20 protein-coding genes and 1 pseudogene are annotated in these 22,243 nt (G+C 61.7%); 9 read left to right on the forward strand and 12 right to left on the reverse strand.

Going from position 1 to position 22,243, the window contains the following annotated elements:
• Position 1: 1 nt before the first annotated feature.
• On the forward strand, positions 2-2,071 hold the full coding sequence (locus tag BS630_RS21145) for a hypothetical protein (RefSeq protein WP_077978921.1): 2,070 nt from the start codon (positions 2-4) through the stop codon (positions 2,069-2,071).
• A gap of 4 nt (positions 2,072-2,075) precedes the next feature.
• Positions 2,076-2,219 (forward strand): annotated as a pseudogene (locus BS630_RS21150) (GNAT family N-acetyltransferase); the annotation flags it as partial.
• A gap of 60 nt (positions 2,220-2,279) precedes the next feature.
• Here the strand turns inward: BS630_RS21150 and BS630_RS21155 are convergent.
• Complete coding sequence (locus tag BS630_RS21155) at positions 2,280-2,843, reverse strand: GNAT family N-acetyltransferase (protein WP_003541792.1); 564 nt, start codon at positions 2,841-2,843, stop codon at positions 2,280-2,282.
• Between the two features lie 266 nt (positions 2,844-3,109).
• Between BS630_RS21155 and BS630_RS21160 the strand changes: the two genes are divergently transcribed.
• Positions 3,110-4,120 carry a glutathione S-transferase family protein gene (locus BS630_RS21160; protein WP_077979253.1) on the forward strand — a complete coding sequence of 337 codons (1,011 nt, stop codon included), beginning with the start codon at positions 3,110-3,112 and terminating at the stop codon, positions 4,118-4,120.
• Positions 4,121-4,201: 81 nt separating this feature from the next.
• Here BS630_RS21160 and BS630_RS21165 read toward each other — a convergent pair whose 3' ends face one another.
• A complete protein-coding gene (locus BS630_RS21165; RefSeq protein WP_017961501.1) occupies positions 4,202-4,681 on the reverse strand; it encodes an NUDIX domain-containing protein in 480 nt (159 codons plus the stop codon).
• Positions 4,682-4,751: 70 nt separating this feature from the next.
• Here BS630_RS21165 and BS630_RS21170 point away from each other — a divergent pair, with 70 nt between their 5' ends.
• The 4 genes from BS630_RS21170 to BS630_RS21185 all read left to right on the forward strand — a co-directional run bounded on the left by BS630_RS21170 (position 4,752) and on the right by BS630_RS21185 (position 7,925).
• Positions 4,752-5,660, forward strand: coding sequence for a metallophosphoesterase family protein (locus tag BS630_RS21170; protein ID WP_077978922.1), 909 nt, complete (start codon positions 4,752-4,754; stop codon positions 5,658-5,660).
• Positions 5,661-5,819: 159 nt separating this feature from the next.
• A complete protein-coding gene (locus BS630_RS21175; RefSeq protein ID WP_077978923.1) occupies positions 5,820-6,380 on the forward strand; it encodes a tetratricopeptide repeat protein in 561 nt (186 codons plus the stop codon).
• 187 nt (positions 6,381-6,567) lie between these two features.
• A complete protein-coding gene (locus BS630_RS21180; RefSeq protein WP_017961504.1) occupies positions 6,568-7,077 on the forward strand; it encodes an RNA polymerase sigma factor in 510 nt (169 codons plus the stop codon).
• Positions 7,078-7,079: 2 nt separating this feature from the next.
• Entirely contained in the window at positions 7,080-7,925 is an 846-nt protein-coding gene (locus tag BS630_RS21185; RefSeq protein ID WP_077978924.1) for an anti-sigma factor family protein, read from the forward strand.
• A 57-nt stretch (positions 7,926-7,982) separates the two neighbouring features.
• Here the strand turns inward: BS630_RS21185 and BS630_RS21190 are convergent, their stop codons facing one another.
• A complete protein-coding gene (locus BS630_RS21190; RefSeq protein ID WP_077978925.1) occupies positions 7,983-8,963 on the reverse strand; it encodes a quinone oxidoreductase family protein in 981 nt (326 codons plus the stop codon).
• 5 nt (positions 8,964-8,968) lie between these two features.
• Between BS630_RS21190 and BS630_RS21195 the strand changes: the two genes are divergently transcribed.
• Entirely contained in the window at positions 8,969-9,478 is a 510-nt protein-coding gene (locus tag BS630_RS21195) for a winged helix-turn-helix transcriptional regulator (protein ID WP_183594426.1), read from the forward strand.
• Between the two features lie 61 nt (positions 9,479-9,539).
• Here the strand turns inward: BS630_RS21195 and leuA are convergent, their stop codons facing one another.
• From leuA to BS630_RS21210, 3 genes are all read right to left on the reverse strand, one after another.
• Positions 9,540-11,291, reverse strand: a complete 1,752-nt coding sequence (gene leuA, locus BS630_RS21200) for a 2-isopropylmalate synthase (protein ID WP_077978927.1) — start codon at positions 11,289-11,291, stop codon at positions 9,540-9,542.
• A gap of 429 nt (positions 11,292-11,720) precedes the next feature.
• Complete coding sequence (locus BS630_RS21205) at positions 11,721-12,950, reverse strand: benzoate/H(+) symporter BenE family transporter (RefSeq protein ID WP_077978928.1); 1,230 nt, start codon at positions 12,948-12,950, stop codon at positions 11,721-11,723.
• Between the two features lie 161 nt (positions 12,951-13,111).
• Complete coding sequence (locus BS630_RS21210) at positions 13,112-13,696, reverse strand: ATP-dependent Clp protease proteolytic subunit (RefSeq protein ID WP_077978929.1); 585 nt, start codon at positions 13,694-13,696, stop codon at positions 13,112-13,114.
• Positions 13,697-13,927: 231 nt separating this feature from the next.
• On the opposite strand from BS630_RS21210, the gene BS630_RS21215 reads away from it, so the two are divergent.
• Positions 13,928-14,716, forward strand: coding sequence for a DUF2076 domain-containing protein (locus tag BS630_RS21215; protein ID WP_077978930.1), 789 nt, complete (start codon positions 13,928-13,930; stop codon positions 14,714-14,716).
• Between the two features lie 126 nt (positions 14,717-14,842).
• On the opposite strand, the gene queF is transcribed toward BS630_RS21215, so the two are convergent.
• The 6 genes from queF to BS630_RS21245 all read right to left on the reverse strand — a co-directional run bounded on the left by queF (position 14,843) and on the right by BS630_RS21245 (position 22,143).
• Complete coding sequence (queF, locus tag BS630_RS21220; RefSeq protein ID WP_077978931.1) at positions 14,843-15,307, reverse strand: preQ(1) synthase; 465 nt, start codon at positions 15,305-15,307, stop codon at positions 14,843-14,845.
• Entirely contained in the window at positions 15,307-16,221 is a 915-nt protein-coding gene (gene emfA, locus BS630_RS21225; protein ID WP_077978932.1) for a CDF family cation efflux transporter EmfA, read from the reverse strand. Before emfA ends, queF begins: the two co-directional genes overlap by 1 nt.
• A 154-nt stretch (positions 16,222-16,375) precedes the next feature.
• Positions 16,376-17,047, reverse strand: a complete 672-nt coding sequence (locus BS630_RS21230; RefSeq protein ID WP_077978933.1) for a DUF2161 domain-containing phosphodiesterase — start codon at positions 17,045-17,047, stop codon at positions 16,376-16,378.
• 15 nt (positions 17,048-17,062) lie between these two features.
• Positions 17,063-17,302: a hypothetical protein gene (locus BS630_RS21235; RefSeq protein ID WP_017961519.1), complete on the reverse strand. Its 240-nt coding sequence runs from the start codon at positions 17,300-17,302 to the stop codon at positions 17,063-17,065.
• A gap of 127 nt (positions 17,303-17,429) precedes the next feature.
• Positions 17,430-19,619, reverse strand: a complete 2,190-nt coding sequence (locus tag BS630_RS21240; protein WP_077978934.1) for an anthranilate synthase — start codon at positions 19,617-19,619, stop codon at positions 17,430-17,432.
• Between the two features lie 265 nt (positions 19,620-19,884).
• Positions 19,885-22,143 carry a TonB-dependent hemoglobin/transferrin/lactoferrin family receptor gene (locus BS630_RS21245; RefSeq protein ID WP_077978935.1) on the reverse strand — a complete coding sequence of 753 codons (2,259 nt, stop codon included), beginning with the start codon at positions 22,141-22,143 and terminating at the stop codon, positions 19,885-19,887.
• Positions 22,144-22,243: the final 100 nt, after the last annotated feature.

Below are 22,243 nucleotides of genomic sequence, written 5' to 3' on the forward strand. Positions count from 1 at the left end.
GATGACATTCGACTTTTCGCCCTTCCTGCCCTGGTCGGTTCTGGCTGCATTGGCTGTCGTCAGCGCGATCATCGCCGTCCTCGCGATCTGGCGCGGCATTCGCGGCGCCTGGATCAGAACGCTGGCAGCACTCGCCATGCTGACCGCGCTTGCCAATCCTGTGCTGCTGCAGGAAGATCGGGATCAGTTGTCGACGATCGTTCCCGTTCTTGTCGATCGAAGCCAGAGTCAGCAGACGCCCGATCGCGTCAAGATGACCGACGATGCGCTTGCGGCCTTGAAGGGACAGCTCGCCCGTTTCCCCCAGATAGAGCCCCGCTTCGTCGATGTCGAAGGCGACGTTAATTCCGACGTGCCGTCCACGCGCTTGTTCGACGCGCTGTCGGCCAACATTGCCGATGTCCCGCCCGCCCGTATCGGCGGCGCCATCATGCTGACCGACGGTGAAGTCCATGATGTTCCGGGCGCCAATCAGGCGCTCGGCTTCGACGCGCCGATTCATGGCCTCGTCACCGGCAAGGCCAACGAATTCGATCGCCGCATCGAAGTCATCAAGGGACCGCGCTTTGGCATCGTCAACGAAGAACAGCAGGTGATCTTGCGCGTCTTCGACGACGGCCCAAGCCCCGGCGGCACGGCCGATGTCACGGTAAAGCTGAATGGTGACGAGATCGCCACCCTGCAGGCGACACCCGGGCAGGATACACCGTTTTCCTTCAAGGTGCCGGGCGGGGGCAGCAATGTGCTGGAATTCTCCGTCGCGGCACTTCCCGGCGAAGTCACCACCGCCAACAACCGCGCCGTCCACGTGATCGACGGCATCCGCCAGAATCTCCGCGTCCTGCTCGTCTCCGGCGAGCCGCATGCCGGCGAGCGCGCCTGGCGCAACCTGCTGAAATCCGATGCCTCGGTCGATCTCGTCCATTTCACCATCCTGCGTCCACCGGAAAAGCAGGATGGCACGCCGATCAACGAGCTGTCGCTGATCGCCTTCCCGACCCGCGAGCTCTTCGTCGACAAGATCAAGGATTTCGACCTGATCATCTTCGATCGCTACCAGCACCGCGGCGTGCTGCCGCTGCTCTATTACGATTACATCGCGCAATATGTCGACAATGGCGGCGCGCTGCTGATTGCCGCCGGTCCCGAGCATGCCGGCCCAGATTCGATTGCGCTGACGCCGCTTTCCACGGTCCTGCCGGCGACGCCCACCGGAGAGATGATCGAGAAGGCCTTTTATCCCCGCCTTTCCGAGGAAGGCCGCAAACACCCCGTCACGCGCGGTCTGGACGGTTCGGGCGAGGATCCGCCGCATTGGGGCCGCTGGTTCCGCAGCGTCGATGTCGACCGGCCGCAGGGCGAGACGATCATGCTCGGTGCCGACAATCATCCGCTGCTGGTGCTGAACCGTGCCGGCCAAGGCCGCGTCGCCATGCTGCTTTCCGATCAGGGCTGGCTCTGGGCGCGCGGCTTCGAAGGCGGCGGTCCGAACGTTTCGCTCTATCGCCGTATCGCCCATTGGCTGATGAAGGAGCCGGCGCTCGAGGAAGAAGCACTGACGGCGCGCGCCTCCGGCCGGACCCTTGAAGTCACCCGCCAGACGATCGGCGACAATCCCGGCAATGCCACGGTGCGCTATCCCTCCGGCAAGACCGAAACCCTGCCGCTCACCCAGTCCGAACCGGGGCTCTACAAGGCCGAGAAGAGGATGGACGAAATCGGCCTCTTCGAAATCCGCAACGGCAGGCTGTCGACGCTTGTCCATATCGGCGCTGTCGACGCGCCGGAATTCAAGGCGATGATCTCGACGACCGATGTACTGCAGCCGGTCGCCGACAGAAGCAAGGGTCTCGTCACCCGCGTCTCCAATGCTAATGGCGCGATCTCGGTGCCGCCGATCCTACCGGTGCGCGGCCAGGTCCGCGTCTCCGACAACGATCGCATGATGATCCGCATGACCAACGAGACGGTCTTGAAGGGCATTAACACGCTGCCGCTCTTTGCCGGTTTCGCCGGCGTCGGCATCCTGCTGCTCGCCTTCGGCGCCATGTGGTGGCGAGAAGGGCGCTAATCTCATGCCGGAATTCGAGCTCACCGCCTCGCCCTTGCCGGAGGAACTGGCGGTGATCATCGATGCGCTCTCGGCCTTCAATAACGCCGATGTCGGCCCATCGGATCGTCGGTCGCTCGCGGTCCTCATCCGCAATACGACGGCAAGGTGACCCGGAAAGCCGCACGCACAGCTTCCTCCGGAAAAGCCTGTAGCGGCTGTTGCAAGATCATTCGCGCCAGGCGATCGTACCCTTCAGCCGCGCGTGTACGCCCTCGGCGATCGGAACGACGAGCACACGGCCCGGATCGACCGGGCCTGGAAAAGACAGCGCGTTATAGGCAACCTTCTCGAAGCCGAGCGGGCCGTAATAGGGTGGATCGCCGACGAGGATGACGGCTTCCGAGCCTTTGCGTCTTGCCGCCTCCACCGCAATCCGCACCAGTTCCCGGCCGATGCCCTTGTTCTTGTGGGAGGGGCGGACGGCGAGCGGACCGAGCAGATGGCCCTTCACCGTGCCGGCCAGCACCGGCGTCATGCGCACGGAGGCGATCGTCTCACCATTATCGGTGCAGATGAAGGAAAGCGACAGATCATGAGGCCCCTGCTCACGGATGCGCGCGGCAGCGCGGGTGAAGCGGCCGGGACCGAAGGCTTCTTCGTTGATGTGTTCGATGGCGGCGTCATGAGACGCGTCTTCAGTGAGGTAGACGAGATCGTGCTTGTACATGATGACAGAAACCGGATGGACAGATTGATGGGTCTCGAACACGCCTTGGGCGTTCGGGAGCATCAGCGTCGTCGCGGGTTTCTGGAAATGAACATCAGGGCAGGGGTCCGAAAATCGTGAAAAGCCCGATAGCAGGAAAAATTTCCGTCGTCCAACGCAAAATGCACGACCACAGCGCCGCGCATCCTTTCGAGAGTTACAAAGGACGCTGCAACACTGCATTATGCGGTGCCCGAACGATGTGACGCACTGTTCAATCTTTGCCGCCTGTAAAGCCCTGCCATCTGCGATATCTTCCGTTCCAACACGCAATCAAGGGAATGAAGATCATGGGAATGTTGGTGGACGGCGTCTGGCACGACGCCTGGTACGACACGAAGGAGAGCAAGGGCCATTTCAAGCGGCAGCCCTCGCAGTTCCGCAACTGGGTGACACCGGACGGCGGGGCCGGCCCTTCCGGCAGCGGCGGCTTCAAGGCCGAGGCCGGGCGTTACCATCTCTATGTCTCGCTCGCCTGCCCCTGGGCGCACCGCACGCTGATCTTCCGCAAGCTGAAGAAGCTCGAAGAGCTGATCTCGGTTTCCGTCGTCGATCCACTGATGCTCGAGAACGGCTGGGAGTTCAAGGTCGGCGACGGCGCCACCGGCGACCACCTCTTCGGCGCGTCCGCGCTTTGGCAGGTTTATGTCAAGGCTGATCCGCACTATTCCGGCCGCGTCACCGTTCCTGTGCTCTGGGACAAGAAGACCGGCACGATCGTCAACAACGAATCCGGCGAGATCATTCGCATGTTCAACGGCGCCTTCGACGGGCTGACCGGCTCGACAGCCGATTTCTATCCCGAGGACCTTCGCGCCGAAATCGATGCGCTGAACACCACCGTCTACGACACCGTCAACAACGGCGTCTACAAGGCAGGCTTTGCCACCACCCAGGAAGCCTATGCCGAAAACGTCGTCACGCTGTTCGAAACACTCGACATACTCGACGAACGCCTCGGCAAGGGCCGCTACCTCTTCGGTAACCGTCAGACCGAGGCCGACTGGCGCCTGTTCACCACGCTGGTGCGCTTCGATGCCGTCTATGTCGGCCATTTCAAGTGCAACATCCGCCGCATCGCCGACTACCGCAACCTGCCTGACTATCTTCGCGACCTCTACCAGACGGCGGGCGTTGCCGAGACGGTGAACCTCAACCACATCAAGCAGCACTATTACCGTAGCCACAAGACGATCAATCCGACCGGCATCGTTCCCGTCGGCCCGGCGCTCGATCTCGACAGTCCGCACGGCCGTGCCACAGCGCCGCGCGTCTTTTCAGACGCACATCGGACTCTGTAACAATTTGAACGGCTGAATAATTTTATCCTTAAATCGATTCCGATTTAAGGAATCATGTAGCGGACTTGCCGGGGCATGAACTTACCAGCGATGGTCGGGCTCCTGCTCGCCCCGAAGCTCGGCAAGACGGCGATGGGTGGCATCGGTCGTGCCCTCGGGCAGGCTGTCGAGGGAGAAGAAGCCGCTGTCGGAGATCTCCCAGTCCGGCGGCCGCGGCGCGGTCTGCTCGACTGTCGCCCGGTAGAACACGACATGGTCACGCTTTGTGGTCGTGGTGTTGAAATAGACCTGAACCAACTCCGGTTTGCCGATGATCCTGAGGTTGCCCTCCTCGCGCAGCTCCTTGACCAGCGCTTCTTCGGCCGTCTCGTTGCGCTCCAGTCCGCCGCCGGGCATATGCCAGCCGCCGATATAGCTGTGGCGCACCAGGAAAATACGACCGTCAGCATCGAAGCAGGCGGCCCTGACACCCACGGTCATGCCGCGGGCAAAGGAGAAATAGACATGCAGGAGGCGCAACGCCAGCCTGATGTGAGGGGGCCGCTTCTCTTTATCCACCATCGTTCCGTTTCGGCTCTTCATCGCGCCGGATGTGTTTGATTTGTCAATAAGCTGGTCTATGTCTCGTAGAATGTTCAAGCTCGCGCATATTTCCGACATCCACCTCGGGCCGTTGCCCAGTCTTTCCATTCAAGAGCTGTTTTCAAAACGCATAACAGGCTTTGTGAACTGGCATCGAAATCGACGCAAGCACCTTTTCGGCAGCACGCTGGATCTGCTGCTCGACGACATCCGCGCCCATCAGGCCGATCACCTGGCCGTCACCGGGGACCTCGTCAATCTGGCGAGCGGCATCGAGATCCGCTCGGCCGCCGCCTGGCTGCGCGCGCTCGGCGATCCTGCAGACACGTCGGTCGTTCCCGGCAACCACGATGCCTATGTACCCGGCTCCTACGAGAAGTCGATGCGCGCCTGGTACGATTATGTCCGCGGCGATCTCGCTCCACCGCAATGGCAGGACGACCGCCATATCTTTCCTTATCTGCGCGTTCGCGGCAAAGTCGCGATTGTCGGCTGTTCGACGGCAGTCGCCACCCCTCCCTTCGCCGCCTCTGGCTTTTTCGGCGCGCGACAGGCCCGCGATACTGTCAACATACTGCGTGCGGCTGGCGAAGCCGGCCTCTTCCGCGTCGTCATGATCCATCACCCGCCGATCCGCGGCGCCACGGCCTTCTATAAACGGATGATCGGCATCCGCCGCTTCGCCGCCGTGATTTCGACGGGCGGCGCCGAACTCGTGCTGCACGGACATACGCACCTGAACACGCTAAATTGGCTGCGCGGCCAGATGCAGCCGGTGCCAGTTGTCGGTATCGCCTCTGCCTCGCAGGGACCGGGCAGCATCAAGCCGCCCGCAGCCTACAACCTCTTCTCCATCGATGGCTCTCCCGGTGCCTGGGAGCTCAGCGGCGAGCGCTTCAGCCTCAACAGGGCTGGCGACGCGGTGATGCCGGAAAGCGCCGATATTTTCGCGTCTTAGCTCCAGTTCCGGACTCTTTTTGTGCAGCACTTGAATCGATCTGCGAGGACGTCCTGCCGCCGCCGCAACATTTGCCGCAGAGGTTGCTTACCCTCTTGGTATTTTTAGTGGTAAGCGTACAATCCGAGCAACTGCATTGCCTGAGAACGGAGCGCGCCGATGACTTTTTCTTTCCGCCACCTGTCCAGACTTTCGCTCGCCGCCGGCTTTGCCTTCGGCATCGCCACGGCCGCTTTCGCGGCCGGCGACAGCAACGATGAGAACAATCCGCCGCCGAAGACCCAGACGACCAAGACCTGCACCGGCGGCAAGGTCTGGGACAAGGCCAAGAAGGAATGTGTCACCCCGAAGAAGAGCAGCTTCAACGACGACGATCTCTATCAGTTCGCCCGCGAGTTTGCCTATGCCGGCCAGTATGACAACGCCATCACCGTGCTCAATCTCGCTCGCAACCAGAACGACCCGCGCGTCCTGAACTATCTCGGCTACGCCAACCGCAAGGCCGGCCGCATGGAACTCGGCATGTCCTACTACCGCAAGGCGCTGCAGGCGGATGAGAATTATATCCTCGCCCGCTCCTATATGGGCATGGCGCTGGTGGAACAGGGAGACATCCAGGGTGCTCGCGTCCAGCTTGTCGAAATCCGTGATCGCGGCGGCGAAGGCACCTGGGCCTATCGCTCCCTGCTGCAAAGCTTGAACGGCTACAAGACATATTGACGCAAGCTTTGCAGGCCACAATACGAAAATCCCTTGGGAAAGAGGGATGAAGATGACCGGATGCTTGCGAAGTGCAGGAGACTTGTTTCATAAAGCGCATGCATCGACGGCGTCGATAAAGTCGGTTTCGCGCCCGACGGCGAACCCTTCGTCCGCGAAACCATTGTGAATGCTTCTTGGATAGACAATGCGTCAGCCCGCAACGACCATCGATCTCCGGCGTGATCTCGTCGGCCTCCTGCCCCGCCTTCGCCGCTTCGCGATCACGCTCGCGGGCGAGGTTGCCGTGGCCGATGAACTCGTTCAGGCCGTCTGTCAGCGCGCCGTCTCCAAAGGTCATCAATGGAGCGGCGAAGGCCGGCTGGAAAGCTGGATCTACACGCTTGCCCGCCAGCAATGGACCGACGACAACCGCAAGCGCAAGCCGAAGGCTTCCGTCCGCGGCAACGTCACCGATATTCGCGAGGCCGCGCGCGATCGCTCGGCCGCGGTCGATCCCGACACCATCCATCACATGATTTCCGATATGCCGGATGGCGTTTCCAGCATGTTCCTGCTGGTCGACGTCGAAGGCCACAGCTACCAGCAGGCAGCCGACATCATGGGCATTCCGGTGGCAAACGTCGTCTCGCAGCTCGCGACCGCGAGGCTGCATTTCGCCGGGCTTGCCGGCACCCACCCGATCCACAGGTTTTGAATTTGCTCGATCTTAGGAAATTGCCGCTCGAAGCCCAGCTCACCGCTCTTCTCGACGGCGAAGTCTCGCCCGAACAGCGGCAAGAACTGGAGCAGCGTCTGGCAAGCGACGAGAATGCACGCCGACTGCATGAGAAGCTGCGTCACGGGGCTGATTTCGGCCGCCGCCGCCTCGACGATATCCTGAAGGAGCCTGTGCCGCTCGCCCTCGTCCGCTCGATCAAGAGCACGCAGCCGCCGAAAACGCCGATCGCCCAGCGCGCCACGCGCCCGCAAGTGAAACTGGCGCCGAGCGGCCCGCAGGCACTGGCCGCCGCGCTCATCCTCTTTGTCGTCGGTTGCGGTATCGGCTATTTCGTCGGCACCGCGCCGGATGCCGACGAGATTGCCAGCACGGCTACCACCAATGCGGCACCGGCCAATACCAGCGACTGGCTGGGCGACGTCACCGCCTTTCAACGCCTGCTGATCCGCCAGCCCCGTCATCTCGTCGAAGTGCCCGCCTCGCAGGCCGAGGAAATCTCCAGCTGGCTGACGACGGCGATCGGCGTGCCCTTCCGCGTGCCGGATCTGAGCGCCGAAGCCTGGACCTTCCAGGGCGCACGCGTCATCCTTGGCGATAGCCGCCCTGTCGGACAGCTCGTCTATTCTAATTCCGATGGCGACATCATCTCCATTTGCTTCCGCAAGGACGCACAGCCGCCGGAGACCGACGACTTCAAGGAAACGATCAAGGACGAGATCGGCCTCGTGACCTGGCACAATGCCGGCACCTCCTATGTGCTTGCCGGCCCCTCCGCCGAAGCAACGCTCGGCCAGCTCGCCATGGAGATCGCCACCGCGATCTGATTGCCGGAGCATGATGCCGAGCGGTATCCCACGACATCGTGCGTCGCCTTCTTTGATTTAAGGCACCAGCACCACCTTGCCGACCGCCCGCCGTCCTTCGATGGCGCGATGCGCTTCCGCCGCTTGATGCAGTGGGAAACGACCGCCGTCGATAACCGTCAGGGCACCCGCCGCGGCAAGCTCGAAGAGCGCGGCAAGATCCTCCTGCACCCCCTGAGGCGTCAGCAGCGGCAATAGCGAAAATCCCTTGATTGACTGATTGTCATCAAGCATGTGCTCGACATCGGCCTCCTCAAGCCCGAACCGCCCCATCGCCGCCAGCACCAGCTCGCCGCAAGGCGCCAGCGCATCGAGTGCCGCCCTTGAAAACGCGCCGCCGACGGTTTCATAGATGATATCCGCGCCGAGCCCTCCGGTCAGCCTTCTGACGTCCTCCTGCCAGCCAGACGCCGTATAATCGACCGCATGATCGGCGCCGAGAGACAGGGAAAGCGCCCTCTTCTCGTCACTGCTCGCCGCCGCGATCACCATCCTCGCCCCGTCACGTCTCGCGAGCTGCACCAGCAGCGACCCGACACCGCCCGCTGCCGCACTCACGAGAACATTCTTGCCTTTCGCGGGACTGCGGCGCAGGAGATGCGACGCGGTCAGCCCTTGCACCATCAAACCGGCAGCCGCCGCGAAAGAAACCGCATCCGGCAGCTGCATCACCGCCCTGCCGTCGACCGCGACGAATTCGGCATAGCCGCCAGAACCGCGCCCGGTCGCAAAGAGAGGAACGGCAACCCGCATGCCAATGAGCGAGCGGTCGGCACCAGGCTCTGCTCGCTCGATCGTACCCGCGACCTCGACACCGGGAAACATCGGCAGATCGGGCGTTGCGGCATAACGGTCGGCCCGCATCAGCACCTCAAAGAAGTTGACACCCGCCGCATGGACGCGGATGAGAACCTCACCCGGCCCCAGCTCGGGAACCGGCAGTTCTACGACCTCGAGGACATCGGGAGGACCGAAGCGAGTGAATTGGACGGCTTTCATGACAGATGAACCTCACGTCTGATTGGCGTGGGGCAGGTTTAGCAATAGACTATCAGATAAAAATACACACTCTTTCGTGCCATACCCACCAGGAGGTGACCATGGCTGAGCCGATGAAAAGACTCCCCGAGCTGCCAGTCGAGCGTGCGCTGAAGGTGATCTCAGGACGCTGGAAACCCATCATCCTCTATTACGTCTTCTCCGGTCCGAAGCGTCTTTCGGAACTGAAGCGGATGATGCCCGCCATTACCCAGAAGGTGCTGATCCAGCAGCTGCGCGAGATGGAGGAGCACGGGCTGGTCGCCCGCCAAGTCTTTGCCGAGGTCCCCGCCCGTGTCAAATACAGCGCGACTGAACTCGGCCTTGGTCTCGAACCGGTGCTGCTGGCGCTCTGCCAATGGGGCAAGCGCCACGCAGAGGCGCGAAATGAAGCCGGCGAGATTGCCGACTGCATCGTCAGACCGCGCCGCGCTACAGCGCCGCGCGTCTTTTCAGACGCGCATAGGACGCTGTAACTCTTTGAATTTCTACATAATTTAATGCAGTATTGCGGCCGAGGCCTGAGGCTTTCCGAAATCAGGCCTTGCCGGCCTTCACGTCGAGCACGCGGTTTGCCGCCGAGACGATCGCTTCCAGCGATGCCGCGACGATGTTGGTATTGATGCCGGCGCCGAAGAGTTTGCCGCCGGGATAGGAGGTCTCGACATAGGAGATCGCCGCCGCGTTCGAGCCATGCTGGAGCGAATGCTCGGAATAGTCCTCGACCGACATCTCGATGCCGAGATAATGCGACAGCGCATTGATGAAGCCATCGATCGGACCGTTGCCGCGCCCTTCGATGCGCTTGATCTCCCCATTGTCGGTAATCTCGGCTGCGACGATCCGCTGACCCTTGTGCTCAGTGTCGGGATAGGTGTGATGGTCGACGAAGCGCAGGCGCCCTTCCGGCTGCGTCACGTAGCGCTCGATGAAGCGGTCGTAGATGCGCCGGGACGGAAGCTCCTTGCCCTCTACGTCGGTGATGCGCTGGATATCCTCGCGGAATTCCACCTGCAGGTTGCGCGGCAGGTTCAGCCCGTAATCCTGCTGCAGGATATAGGCGATGCCGCCCTTGCCAGACTGAGAGTTGATGCGGATGATCGCCTCGTAGGAACGACCGACATCGCGCGGATCAATCGGCAGGTACGGAACTTCCCACACGGGATGATTGGCGACCTGTGCTGCCTTCATACCCTTGTTGATCGCGTCCTGATGCGAGCCGGAGAAGGCCGTATAGACCAGCTCGCCGACGTAAGGATGACGCTCGCCGATCACCATCTGGTTCGAATATTCGAACACTTCCTTGATGCGCTCGATATTCGAGCAATCGATCTCGGGATCGACGCCTTGCGTGAACATGTTCAGCGCCATCGTCACCATGTCGACATTGCCGGTGCGCTCGCCATTGCCGAACAGCGTGCCTTCGACGCGGTCGGCACCTGCCAGCAGTGCCAGTTCGGCAGCGGCAATGCCGGTGCCGCGATCGTTATGCGGATGCAGCGAAACGATCAGATTCTCGCGATTGTCGAGGTTGCGGCACATCCATTCGATCTGGTCGGCATAGACGTTCGGCGTCGCCATCTCGACGGTGGACGGCAGGTTGATGATCAGCTTGTTATCGGGCGTCGGCTTGACGACCTCGATGACGGCATTGCAGATCTCCAGCGCCACATCGAGTTCGGTGCCGGTAAAGCTCTCCGGAGAATATTCAAAACGGTAACCGCCGCCGGCCTTCGTGGCCATATCGGTGATCATCTTGGCGGCATCGACGGCGATCTGCTTGATGCCCTGCACATCCTTGGCAAAGACGACGCGGCGCTGCAGCTCGCTGGTGGAGTTGTAGAAGTGCACGATCGGCCGGTTTGCGCCTTCAAGCGCCTCGAAGGTGCGTGTGATGAGTTCCGGGCGGCACTGCACCAACACCTGCAGGGAGACGTCGTCGGGCACATTGCCCTCCTCCACACACCAGCGGGCAAAGTCGAAATCGGTCTGCGAAGCCGAGGGGAAACCGATCTCGATTTCCTTGAAGCCCATCTCGATCAGCAAATGGAACATGCGCGCCTTGCGATCGTGGCCCATCGGGTCGACGAGCGCCTGGTTACCGTCGCGCAGGTCGACAGAGCACCAGACCGGTGCCTTGGTAATGGTCTTCGTCGGCCATGTGCGGTCGGGAATATTCACCTGCGGATAGGCCCGGTATTTCACCGCGGCGTCGGGCATGCCTTTAGCGGAGCTCATCTCGCACTTGGAGGCCATCTTATCTCGGGGGGATTGCGTCTTCGCATCCATCGTATCGTCTCCTCGTCCCGGCATTTGCCCGCTCTTAGCCGATCACGTAAGGCTTGGCGATAAACAAATGCGGACCTTGTCGGTCGTTAGGTCAATTTTGAAAGTGAGTCGCGAGGAGCGATGGCCGGGCGGGCTTTCGGCCGCCGGGCGCTCCTCAAAGGACCCGGCAACCGCGCGTAAGGCCGAGGAGAAGAAGCGAGGTCAGGGCGCGCGTATTGTCACGCAGGGCGATGCGGCCGCGTGCAATCGTGTCAGAAATTCTGGCGCCAGTGGTCTTCATGACCGCGCTTATAACCTCGGGCGGTGACGCTGGCAAGTCCTTGCCCGGCTTTTGGTCGTCGCCAACGGTCGACGAACTGCCCGCCTATTGCCGGCGGAGTTGCCTGAAAGCGCCAGGATCCGGCATTTGCAGAGCAGAACGACCTTCCGCTACCTCGACTGAGCTCGGTCTTTCCAAATCTTCACCAGCCGCGACAGCGCGAGCATCAGCCCACCGGCGATCAGGCCCCAGAAGGCGCCGGAAATACCGCCGAAGGAAACGCCGGATGCGGTGACGAGGAAGGTGATTGCCGCCGCCTCGCGCGAGTCCGGCGCCTGGAAGGCCGACATCGCCGAGGACGAGAAGGCGCCGACCAGCGCCAGCCCCGCCACCGCCTCGATCAGGATCGAAGGGGCGAGCGCGACGAAGGCCGTCACCGCGCCGGCGAGCAACCCGAGGATGATATAACCGACGCCGGCGATCAGTGACGCCCAATAGCGCCGCTTCGGATCGGCATGGGCATCCTGTCCGGCGCACATCGCCGCGGTGATGGCCGCCAGATTGACGGCGTGGCCGCCGAACGGCGCCGAGAGCAGCGAAAAGAAGCCGGTGACGGCAAAGAGCGGACCAGGCTTCGGATCGTAGTGGTTGACCTTCAGCACCGCAATACCCGGAATGTTCTGCGAGGCCATGGTGACGATGAAGAGCGGCAACGCGATCGAGATGAGGCCGGCAAGATTGAACACCGGCCGGACGATCTCCGCCGTCGGCACCAATGATCGTTCCAGCGAGACTAGCGCACCGTCAGCGATATCGACGCCGAAGGCGAGCACCAGCACGAAAGCCGCGAGTGCTGCCGGCACCGCCCAGAGCCGCTTGAAGGCGCCGACGACGATCCAGGCGACGACGATCGGCAGGCCGAACAGCGGATTGAAGCCGATCGCCTTAACCGGCGCGAAGCAGAGGCCGATCAGCACGCCGGCGAGCATCGCATTGGCGAGTGGTGCCGGAATGGCGGCAACCGCTCGCCCGAGCGGCTTGAACAGTCCCGCAACGATAATCAGCGCAGCACAGATCAGGAATGCCCCGACCGCCGCATTGAAGCCGCCCTCGATCGTCCCGGTGCTTGCCAGCAGCGCGGCGCCCGGCGTCGACCAGGCGATGCTGACCGGCAATCTGGTTACCGCACTCAGCACGATCGCGCAGACGCCCATGGAAATCGACAATGCCATCAGCCCGGAAGCCGCCTGTACATCCGTAGCGCCGACCGCCTGCAACCCGTGCAGCACAACGGCGAAGGAACTGGCGGAACCGACGAAGGCGGTCAGCAGCCCCATGAACAGGGCTTGGACGGAAAAATCTTTGAGCATGGCGGGACTCGAGCTGCGCGAATGGCGCATGGAGCATGATGGTTGTCCCAGGCGCAAGTCCGGATTCATTGCTTTCCGTTCGGACCTTGCCGCTGGAAGATCATCTCCGTTCAGCACTATCCGAAAACAGAACGCCCTCACTTGCGATCGGCAGGCAAGGGCGGGTTCTTGGCAGCTTTGGCTGAGAAAACTTAGATCTCGGCTTGCGACGTCACGATCCGTGAAACGAGGCCATACTCCTTCGCCTCTTCGGCCGAAAGCCAGTAGTCGCGATCCGTATCCTTGTCGATCTTGTCGAGCGGCTGGCCGGTGGCCTCCGCCATGATCCTGTTCAGGCGCTCGTTCATCTTGATGATCTCGCGCGCCTGGATTTCGATGTCGGATGCCATGCCACGCGTGCCGCCGGAGGGCTGATGCAGCAGGAAGCGCGTGTTCGGCAGGCACAGTCGCCGCTCCTTCGGAGTGGCGACATAGATCAGCGCGCCGGCCGAGGCAACCCAACCGGTACCGATCATCCAGACCTTCGGCTTGATGAACTTGATCATGTCATGGATGGAATCGCCGGATTCGACGTGGCCGCCGGGCGAATTGACATAGATACGGATGTCCTCGTCGCTGGCCGCGGCAAGCGCCACGAGCTGCGAGCAGACCTTCTGCGCCAATTCCTGATTGATCGGTCCGTAGATGAAGATCGAACGCGACTTGAAAAGATTCGCCTCCGTTTCCTTGCCGAGCGGCAGTTCCTTCGTCTTGTCGTCCTGGTCTTCGTCGTTCATTCGAACCTCTTGGAGATGAATTCGGGTTCCTCGCACATAGTGCGACTCAATGCCTAAAACAATGCGGGAAAAACACAAGGCACCGAAGCGATGGAGATATCCTTAAGAAGCCGCGCGCCGTTCTGCAAGCCTTACTGAATTGTAACGGCGAAAGGCTTTGAAAAGCCCAAATCGGTTCCTACCTCAGCCTCACGCGGCAAACGCCGCATCAGATCACTAGGAGGCAGGACAATGTCACCCGAAGAACGCCAATTGCTGACCGCCCTCTTCGACCGCGTACGCACCGCTGCGGCCACGCCGCGCGACCGCGATGCCGAAGCCCTGATCGACCAGGCGACGCGCGAACAGCCCTCCGCCACCTATTATCTCGCCCAGGCCGTCATCGTTCAGGAAAAGGGGCTGGAGGCGGCTGCCAACCACATCAAGCAACTCGAAGAGCATGTCCGCCAGCTGGAAGCCGGCGAGAGCGAACACCGCCAGGCCGAACAGGGCGGCGGCTTCTTGAGCTCGATCTTCGGCAACACCCAGACGCAGCAGCCGGCCCCAGTTCCCTCCAATCCCGGCCCCTCCAATCCTGGTCCCTGGGGCCAGCAATCCCGCGACTATGACGATCCCCGCGGCGACGGCAATGTCCGCCAGCCCCAGCCCCAGCAGCAGCCGACCGGCCCCTGGAGCCAGCAGGCCTCTGCGCCGTCGGCGGGCGGCAGCTTCCTGCACGGCGCGCTCGGCACGGCAGCGGGCGTGGCCGGCGGCATGCTGCTTGCCAATTCGCTGAGCGGCATCTTCGGCAACCACATGTCCTCGCTCGGCTTGGGTTCGCCGTTCGGCGCCAATCCCCTCGGCAATGCCAGCGCACCGACCGAGGAAACCGTCATCAACAACTATTACGGCAATGACGACACCCGTCAGGCCTCCGACAACACAGGCGATGATAACAATGCCAACCTGCAGCAGGCCGATTACGAAGGCGGCAGCGATTCCACCGACGACTCGTCCGGCGACGATGTTACGGATGTGTGAGATCTAGCGGGGTAGAGATGGGCAGCGGTTGCCGCACCGTTGCCCGGCCCTTCGCTCTAAGCTCAGGGCGTTCGCCGCTGCAATCGATTCACTGGATCGATTGCTCGGGCTGCGCCCGACCGCGGCTCACCCACGGCCGCGGTAGGTGGCAACGCCCTGTTCCGGCAGCCACACGCCTTCCGGCGGCTTGTCCGTTTGCCAGAAGACGTCGATCGGGATGCCGCCGCGTGGATACCAGTAGGCGCCGATCCTGAGCCACCTGGGATCGAGCAGCTCGACGATGCGCTTGGCGATGTAGATCGAGCAATCCTCGTGGAAAGCGCCGTGATTGCGGAAGGAATGCAGGAAGAGCTTCAGCGACTTCGATTCCACCAGCCATTCGCCCGGAATGTAGTCAATGACGATATGAGCGAAATCCGGCTGCCCGGTCATCGGGCAGAGCGAGGTGAATTCCGGCGCGGTGAAGCGCACGACGTAATCGGTGCCGGCATGATTGGACGGCACTTTTTCAAGCACCGCCTCCTCTGGCGATTGCGCGGTTTCGGTTTGCTGACCCAGCATCGACAGGCTGGAAACATCGGTACTCGGCATTATACCTCCTTCACGACTTTGACGCGGATGCCATGGGCCTTTTCGCCCTCCGGCTCCACATGAATGGCGATTGTGGCGCCCTCGTGCACCGCCCTGATGGCATCCTCAAGGCGGTCGCATATATCATGCGCCTGCCGCACCGACATCCCGCCGGGCACCACCATGTGGAAATCGATGAAGGTGACGGTGCCCGCCCGCCTCGTTTTCAGATCATGCACGCCGATCGAACCCTCCGCGTGGGTGGCAATCGCCTGTTTGATCGCTTCCTCCTCCTGCGGTTCGACCGCCTGGTCCATCAGCCCGCCAATCGATTGCGAGATTACCCTCCAGCCCTGATAGAGGATGTTGACGGCAACGAGAATGGCAAGCACCGGGTCGAAGATCGCATATCCCGTTGCCAGCGCCAGCAGCAGGCCGACGAGCACCCCAACGGAGGTCACGACATCGGACATGATATGCTGTCCATCCGCCGAGAGCGCTGCCGAGCGATGTCTGCGTCCAGTCCGGATCAGCAACCGCGCCCAGATCGCATTGATGACACCGGCCGCGAAGTTGATCGCAAGGCCGAGCACAGGTGCATCCAGCATGCGTGGCTCGGCGAGATAACCAACAGCTTCGTTGACGATTAGCAGGGCAGCGACGACGATCAGCACGCCCTCGGTGACGGCAGACAGATATTCCGCCTTGTGATGACCGAAGGGATGGTCGTGGTCAGCCGGCTTCTGCGCATAGCGGATGACAAAGAAGGCGATGAAGGCGGCAACGACGTTGACCGACGATTCGAGCCCGTCCGACAGCAGCGCCACCGACCCGGTGACCCACCACGCCACCATCTTCAGCCCCATGACGCCGAGCGACAGCGGAATCCCCCACATCGCCAGCTTCCGAACCGTAAGATCGCCGTTGTCACTCATATCGTTCCCCTGCGGTTGCGAATGAATTGCAGCTTTCAAGCCGTTGAAACGCAAAACCGCCCACGCGAATGTCGCGCAGGCGGTTCAGTTGAAGGTGATATGGGGGAAGACGGCGGATTTGTCAAAGGGCAATGAGGTTCCCCTGCCGCGTAGCTCAAGGAGCAGGCTCTGAGAGAATAGTCTGCGGCCAGCGCAAGAGCGCGGCCTGCCCTGCAGGCGTCAGGGCGTAGACGCCCTTGTCCTTGCGTTCGAACCATCCGTAGACGTTATCGAGCAGGATTCGGCCGGCATTGGGCACCTGAGCCTTCATATCCCGCGGCCGCCCGACCCCACGCTCGATTGCGGCGGCGCAGAGCAGCACCTGCTGACGATAGGCGGTCATGATTGGCGCCCGCGTGCTGCCGCCGACGGCGGGATCGCCGTGGCGGCGCTGATGCTCCTTGACGAGGCGCGTGCGCCGCTTGGGATTGGTTCGCGGCATCGGCGAGACGGAACTGACGATGATGCTGACCTCGCCGGCATCGGAGACGCCGAGCATGCCGATGCCAAGCCTGCGGCAGAGATCGCGATAGCGTTTGTCGGTCTCCCGCCCCCGACCCTTGGCGGAGACGCGGGCCGCGATCCAGACCTCATCGCTCATCGCCGCGCGGTCGACCGCCTGGAGAAGCAGTTCGAGGTTGAAGGAGAGCTTGAGTTCGCAGACCACCACAACCAGCGGCTCGGCATCGCTGAGGCCCACGAGATCGCACCCGCCGACCTCACCCTTTACGACATAACCCGCCGCCTCCAGGAAAGCTTTAACCGGCAAGTAGAGCGACGTCTCCATAGTGAAAACTGCGCCTCAGGCGGCGTTGAGATCGGCAATCTCACCGTATTTTGCAAGCAGCCGCGGCGAGGACATATCCCCGGTTTCCTCATCGACGATCACGGCATAAGCCGCCACGCCGACGAAACGCTCCGACATCGCCGAGGCGATTTTCTCCGCGCTGACGGAGTTCGATGCCTGGCGCATTTCACCGGGGACGAGATTGCCGCGGTTCTTGCGATAGGGAAGAACGATGAACTTTTCAGCATTGGCCACGTCGAATATCCCGATTGATCGTTCCTGAAATGTTCTGATTTGCCTGAAGAAGTCAACCGGCCTTTCGAAAACGGCCTGCCCCTCCCCGCAGTCGGGGAAAGGGCAGGCCAAATAACCGGCGAAATCCTTAGGCAGCCTTCGTCTTCACCTTGCGCGCCAGATGCGCCACGACATTTTCGATCATCCGCATCCCGGCATCGCCGCCGAGCGTCATGATCGACTCCGGATGGAACTGCACCGCGGCGATCGGTTCCTTGGCGTGTTCGATGCCCATGATCGTGCCGTCGTCGCTTTCCGCCGTGATGATGAACTCGCGCGGCAGCGTCGAGGGGTCGGCGAAGATCGAGTGGTAGCGGCCGACCGTCACCTCCTTGGCAAGGCCGGAGAAGACGATGCCCGGCTCCAGCACGCGGATGCGCGAGGGCTTGCCGTGCATCGGCAGCGCCAGATGGCGCAGTTCCCCGCCATAGGCTTCCGCCAGAGCCTGCAGACCGAGGCAGACGCCGAAGATCGGCAGGTTGCGCGCCCGCGCCTTCTTGATCGTCGCCTTGCAGTCGAAATCCTTGGGCGTTCCGGGTCCGGGCGACAGCACGACGAGGTCCGGGTTCAGCCGGTCGAAGATTTCCTCCGGCACCGGCGTACGCACGGTCGAAACCGTCGCGCCCGTCTGGCGGAAGTAATTGGCGAGCGTGTGGACGAAGCTGTCTTCGTGATCGACGAGCAGGATGCTGACGCCCTTGCCGACGCTCGCAACGTCGCGCTGGATCCTGCCGGAATTGCCCGTCTTGGCGTCTCGTATGGCGGAAAGCATGGCAGAGGCCTTCAGTTCTGTTTCGGCTTCTTCTTCGTCAGGAATGGAATCGTTGAGCAGCGTCGCACCGGCGCGCACTTCGGCGATACCATCCTTGATGCGCACGGTGCGCAGCGTCAGGCCGGTATTCATGTCGCCGTTGAAGCCGACCATGCCGATCGCCCCGCCATACCAGGCGCGCGGGCTTTTTTCATGGCTCTCGATGAAGCGCATCGCCCAGAGCTTGGGGGCGCCGGTGACGGTGACGGCCCAGGCGTGGCTGAGGAAACCGTCGAAAGCGTCCATGTCGTCGCGCAGCCGCCCTTCGATATGGTCGACCGTGTGGATAAGGCGCGAATACATCTCGATCTGCCGGCGGCCGATCACCTTGACCGAGCCCGGCTCGCAGACACGGCTTTTGTCGTTGCGGTCGACATCCGAGCACATGGTGAGCTCGGACTCGTCCTTCTTGGAATTCAGGAGCTTCAGGATCTGCTCGCTGTCGGCGATTGGGTCGTCGCCGCGCTTGATCGTGCCCGAAATCGGGCAGGTCTCGATGCGACGGCCGGAAACGCGCACGAACATTTCGGGCGAGGCGCCGACCAGATATTCCTGATGGCCGAGATTGATGAAGAAGGAATAAGGCGAGGGATTGATCGCCTTCAGCCGCTTTGAAATGTCGGACGGCTTGCTGTCGCAGCGCTCCATGAATTTCTGCCCGGGCACGACTTCGAAAAGGTCGCCCTTGCGGAAACTTTCCTTCGCCTTGGTGACGAGCTCGGCATATTCGCCCGGCCGGTGATCGCTCTTCGGCGGAATGGCATCCGTGTGTTTGAAGGGCTCCGCTGCGATATCTTGGGCCTTGCCCTCGGTCGTCACGCCGTCTTTTTCGAAGTCGTAACGGTCGACCCAGGCCTTGGCGGCGTAGTTGTCGACGACGAGGATCTCGTCCGGCAGGTAGAGCACCATGTCGCGCTGGTCGGAGGGTCGCGTCAGCTTCAGATCGATCGCGTCGAACTGGAAGGCGATGTCGTATCCGAAGGCGCCGTAGAACCCGAGGCTCGCATCCGCCTGCGAATAAAACAGGTCGGTGACGGCGCGCAGCACGGTGAAGACCGTCGGCATCTTCGAACGTTCTTCCTCGGTGAACACCCGGTCCGGCGTCTTGACGGTGAGGTCGAGGCGGCGGGCCGAGGAAGCGCCGAGCACGATGTCGGACACGGTCTTCAGCCGCTCGCTCACGAAGCCGAGGATCACCTCGCCGCGTTCATTATAGGCCTCGATCCAGACGTCGCGCCCGAAGGAAGAGATGCCGAGCGGCGGATCGACGACGGCGGTATCCCAGCGCGTATAGCGGCCGGGATATTCGTAGTTCGACGAAAACACCGCGCCGCGGCGCTCGTCGAGCTTGTCGACATAGGAAGAGACCGCATCGCCGTAGGGGATCGCCCGCCGCTGCCGCGTGACTGATATGCCGCCCTTGGTCTCGTAGATTTCCGCACCATCATCCCGCAGGATCGTTACCATTGTTCCACTCCGTTATCGGGGCCCGGACGACAGGCGGCCATAAACAAAAAAAGCCGCCTCGAAGTTTCGGGCGGCTCACTCGTCGTCTTTGGACACGATTGGTCGAGGCCGCCTTAGCGAACCCACCACCAAACAGCAATGTTCAAGGACTTGATCATGGGAAAATTGTTAGCTTGAGATCCGCCGTCGCGCAAGAGGCGATTGCAGGATTGAAATAGGGCGGCCCGAAAGCCGCCCCACCCCAGCCTTGAAGGTGTGATCGCGATCAGAAAGTCTTGGTGATCGAGACCTTGAACGTACGGCCCGGCTCCGAATACCACTCCCGCGGCTGGGACGCCGTCGCCGAGCTCAGATTGACCTCGCGCACGGCGAGCGCGTTGTAATGTTCCTGATCAAAGATGTTGTAGACGCCTGCCTGCACGCGCAGGCCCGGCACCTGTTCCGGCGTCCACCAGCCAGTCAGGTCGACGATTGCGTAACCGGGCGCATCGAAGGTCGTGTCGTTGGTGTTGCTGAGGGGCGTATCGAGATGGTCGGTGAGCATGCCGGCCGACAGCGTCGAAGAAAGATCGAAGCCGAAATTCTCGTTGCTCCAGCCGCCGCCGACGATCGCCTTGAACGGTGCCACCGAGCGTAGGCGCTGAGTGGTTTCATCATTTCTGCCATAGGCATAGGCAAGTGACGCATGCAGATTTATGCCGTTATTGAATGTCTTGGCGGCGCTGGCTTCAATACCGGAGATCGTGGCCGCAGACACGTTCGTGTAGTTGAATTCCGTAAAGCCGGTCGCGTCGACGCTTGGCACCGTCTCGATAAAGTTCTGGTAGCGGGTGTGGAAGGCCGCGACCCGGCCGGTGAAATCGCCCGTGTCAAAATTGGCGCCGATTTCGACGCCGCGGCCGATTTCGGGTTCCAGATCAGGATTGCCGAGCTGGGCGTAGCGGCCCGTCGGGTTGTAGAATCGGCTGTAGAGTTCGTCCACGGTGGGTGCGCGGAAGCCGACTGCCAGCTGCATGTAGAGCTGCACGTCAGGGGTCAGGTCGTATGTGGCAAGAATCTTCGGCGACAGACCGGCTTCAGTTCGGTCGTTCACGTCCCCGAAACGGGTAAGCCCGGTATTGCTTGCGAAACTCCCGCCGGTCGAGGGATTGTAGTTGAACCAGTCGAAGCGGAAGCCGGGTGTCAGCGCGAAGCCGGTATTGCCGACTTCGATCTTGTCTTCGACCACAAGCCCAAAATTCTGGCTGTCGACATTGGGCACTTCCGCCTGATTGTTCAGCGACGGGCAGGTCGTCGGTGTGGGGCAAAGGGCCCAGCTATACTGGCTCCAGCTGGAAACGCCGACGTCGAGGCCAATGCGAAGAGAGTGGCTGAGACCGGAATATTCGAAATCCTTCGTTGCCGTGCCACTGAAGCCCCAGGTTTCGTTTTCAATCTCGTTGTTACGTCCATAGGCCACATTGGCGGTCGTACGGCCCCTGCTGCCGGCTTCCTTCTTCAAATCCAGCCAATAGAGCGTGGCACGCGCACTGCTGAAGAACGCGTCGGAGGACTGGGCTTCATAATCATAATCGAGCGATACGCGATCGCGGTCACGCAGTTCGCGACCGTCATAATTGTCGATCATGAAGTTGCGAGGACTCGTGCCTCCCTGGAGTTGGCGTAGGTCGGTCTTAAGATCGCGGCGGAATCGTTCCGCCGTCAAGCCGATGCGATGGCCGCCTTCCAGCTCCTGGCGCAGTTTGAAGAGCAGGTTGTTCTGATCGAAATCAGCCGGATTCGCCTCGGTGCGAAGAGCACCGTAGCTGTCGTTGTCGCCCATATTGTCGCGTTCACGGCCCTTGCGGTAGCCGCCCTGAAAGAGGACCGACGTGTTGCCGATCTTCTTGGCAGCGGCGGCCGAGCCGGAAATGCTGCGGTCTTCGCTGTCATAGGTCGACTTGACGATCGCACCCCAATCGCGGCCTTCGGGAATAAGATCCTCCGGCTCCAGCGTATTGAGAACGATGGCGCCGCCGAGCATGCCGGAACCGCCCTTGCTCGAATCCGCGCCGCGCACGATATCGAGCGAGGACAGTGAATCGAAATCGAAGGTGTCGCCGCCGCCGTTGGCGTTGGCCGGCGCAAAGGCCCCCTGGCGCGAGCTGTTCGAAATATAAGGTATCGGAATGCCGTCGATGGTGGTCAGGATGCGAGCGCCGGAAAGGCCGCGCAGGTTGAAGCCTGCGTCACCACGCGAATAATTTACGCCTGCATCGACGCTGCGGCCGATATCGTCAAAATTGGTAACCTGCTTTTCTTCGAGCTGCTTGGCAGTGATCTCGGTCGCCAGCGGCGTGTCGGCGACGCTGCCAGGCGCCACACGTTTGCCCTTGACGACGATCTTCTCCAGGACGGTGCTGTCCTCCGTCGCGGCTTGCGGCGTGGCTGCCGTAGCGCTTTGCGCGAAAGACTGCGAAACAGGAAGAACAATTGTGGCTGCCGTGCAGACCAATAGAACCGAGCGCCAATGCCGGACGATCATAACCTACCCTCTCATGATGATTACCGGGCTGGCTGGTCGTGGCGTGTCGCACGCTCGAGGGGCTGGCTGGGCTTTTACGGATGGAGGCGGAGCAGAATTC

The organism is Rhizobium laguerreae (assembly GCF_002008165.1).
GTDB classification, from domain to species: Bacteria; Pseudomonadota; Alphaproteobacteria; order Rhizobiales; family Rhizobiaceae; genus Rhizobium; species Rhizobium laguerreae.

Coding starts and splice junctions, on each gene's coding strand:
- leuA (WP_077978927.1), bottom strand. CDS start 11,291: ATGGATGCGAAGACGCAATCCCCCCGAGATAAGATGGCCTCCAAGTGC.
- queF (WP_077978931.1), bottom strand. CDS start 15,307: ATGCCGAGTACCGATGTTTCCAGCCTGTCGATGCTGGGTCAGCAAACC.
- BS630_RS21215 (WP_077978930.1), top strand. CDS start 13,928: ATGTCACCCGAAGAACGCCAATTGCTGACCGCCCTCTTCGACCGCGTA.
- BS630_RS21195 (WP_183594426.1), top strand. CDS start 8,969: ATGAACCTCACGTCTGATTGGCGTGGGGCAGGTTTAGCAATAGACTAT.
- BS630_RS21170 (WP_077978922.1), top strand. CDS start 4,752: ATGTTCAAGCTCGCGCATATTTCCGACATCCACCTCGGGCCGTTGCCC.
- BS630_RS21180 (WP_017961504.1), top strand. CDS start 6,568: ATGCGTCAGCCCGCAACGACCATCGATCTCCGGCGTGATCTCGTCGGC.
- BS630_RS21190 (WP_077978925.1), bottom strand. CDS start 8,963: ATGAAAGCCGTCCAATTCACTCGCTTCGGTCCTCCCGATGTCCTCGAG.
- BS630_RS21175 (WP_077978923.1), top strand. CDS start 5,820: ATGACTTTTTCTTTCCGCCACCTGTCCAGACTTTCGCTCGCCGCCGGC.
- BS630_RS21205 (WP_077978928.1), bottom strand. CDS start 12,950: ATGCGCCATTCGCGCAGCTCGAGTCCCGCCATGCTCAAAGATTTTTCC.
- BS630_RS21145 (WP_077978921.1), top strand. CDS start 2: ATGACATTCGACTTTTCGCCCTTCCTGCCCTGGTCGGTTCTGGCTGCA.
- BS630_RS21240 (WP_077978934.1), bottom strand. CDS start 19,619: ATGGTAACGATCCTGCGGGATGATGGTGCGGAAATCTACGAGACCAAG.
- BS630_RS21210 (WP_077978929.1), bottom strand. CDS start 13,696: ATGAACGACGAAGACCAGGACGACAAGACGAAGGAACTGCCGCTCGGC.
- emfA (WP_077978932.1), bottom strand. CDS start 16,221: ATGAGTGACAACGGCGATCTTACGGTTCGGAAGCTGGCGATGTGGGGG.
- BS630_RS21230 (WP_077978933.1), bottom strand. CDS start 17,047: ATGGAGACGTCGCTCTACTTGCCGGTTAAAGCTTTCCTGGAGGCGGCG.
- BS630_RS21165 (WP_017961501.1), bottom strand. CDS start 4,681: ATGGTGGATAAAGAGAAGCGGCCCCCTCACATCAGGCTGGCGTTGCGC.
- BS630_RS21245 (WP_077978935.1), bottom strand. CDS start 22,143: ATGATCGTCCGGCATTGGCGCTCGGTTCTATTGGTCTGCACGGCAGCC.
- BS630_RS21160 (WP_077979253.1), top strand. CDS start 3,110: ATGGGAATGTTGGTGGACGGCGTCTGGCACGACGCCTGGTACGACACG.
- BS630_RS21155 (WP_003541792.1), bottom strand. CDS start 2,843: ATGCTCCCGAACGCCCAAGGCGTGTTCGAGACCCATCAATCTGTCCAT.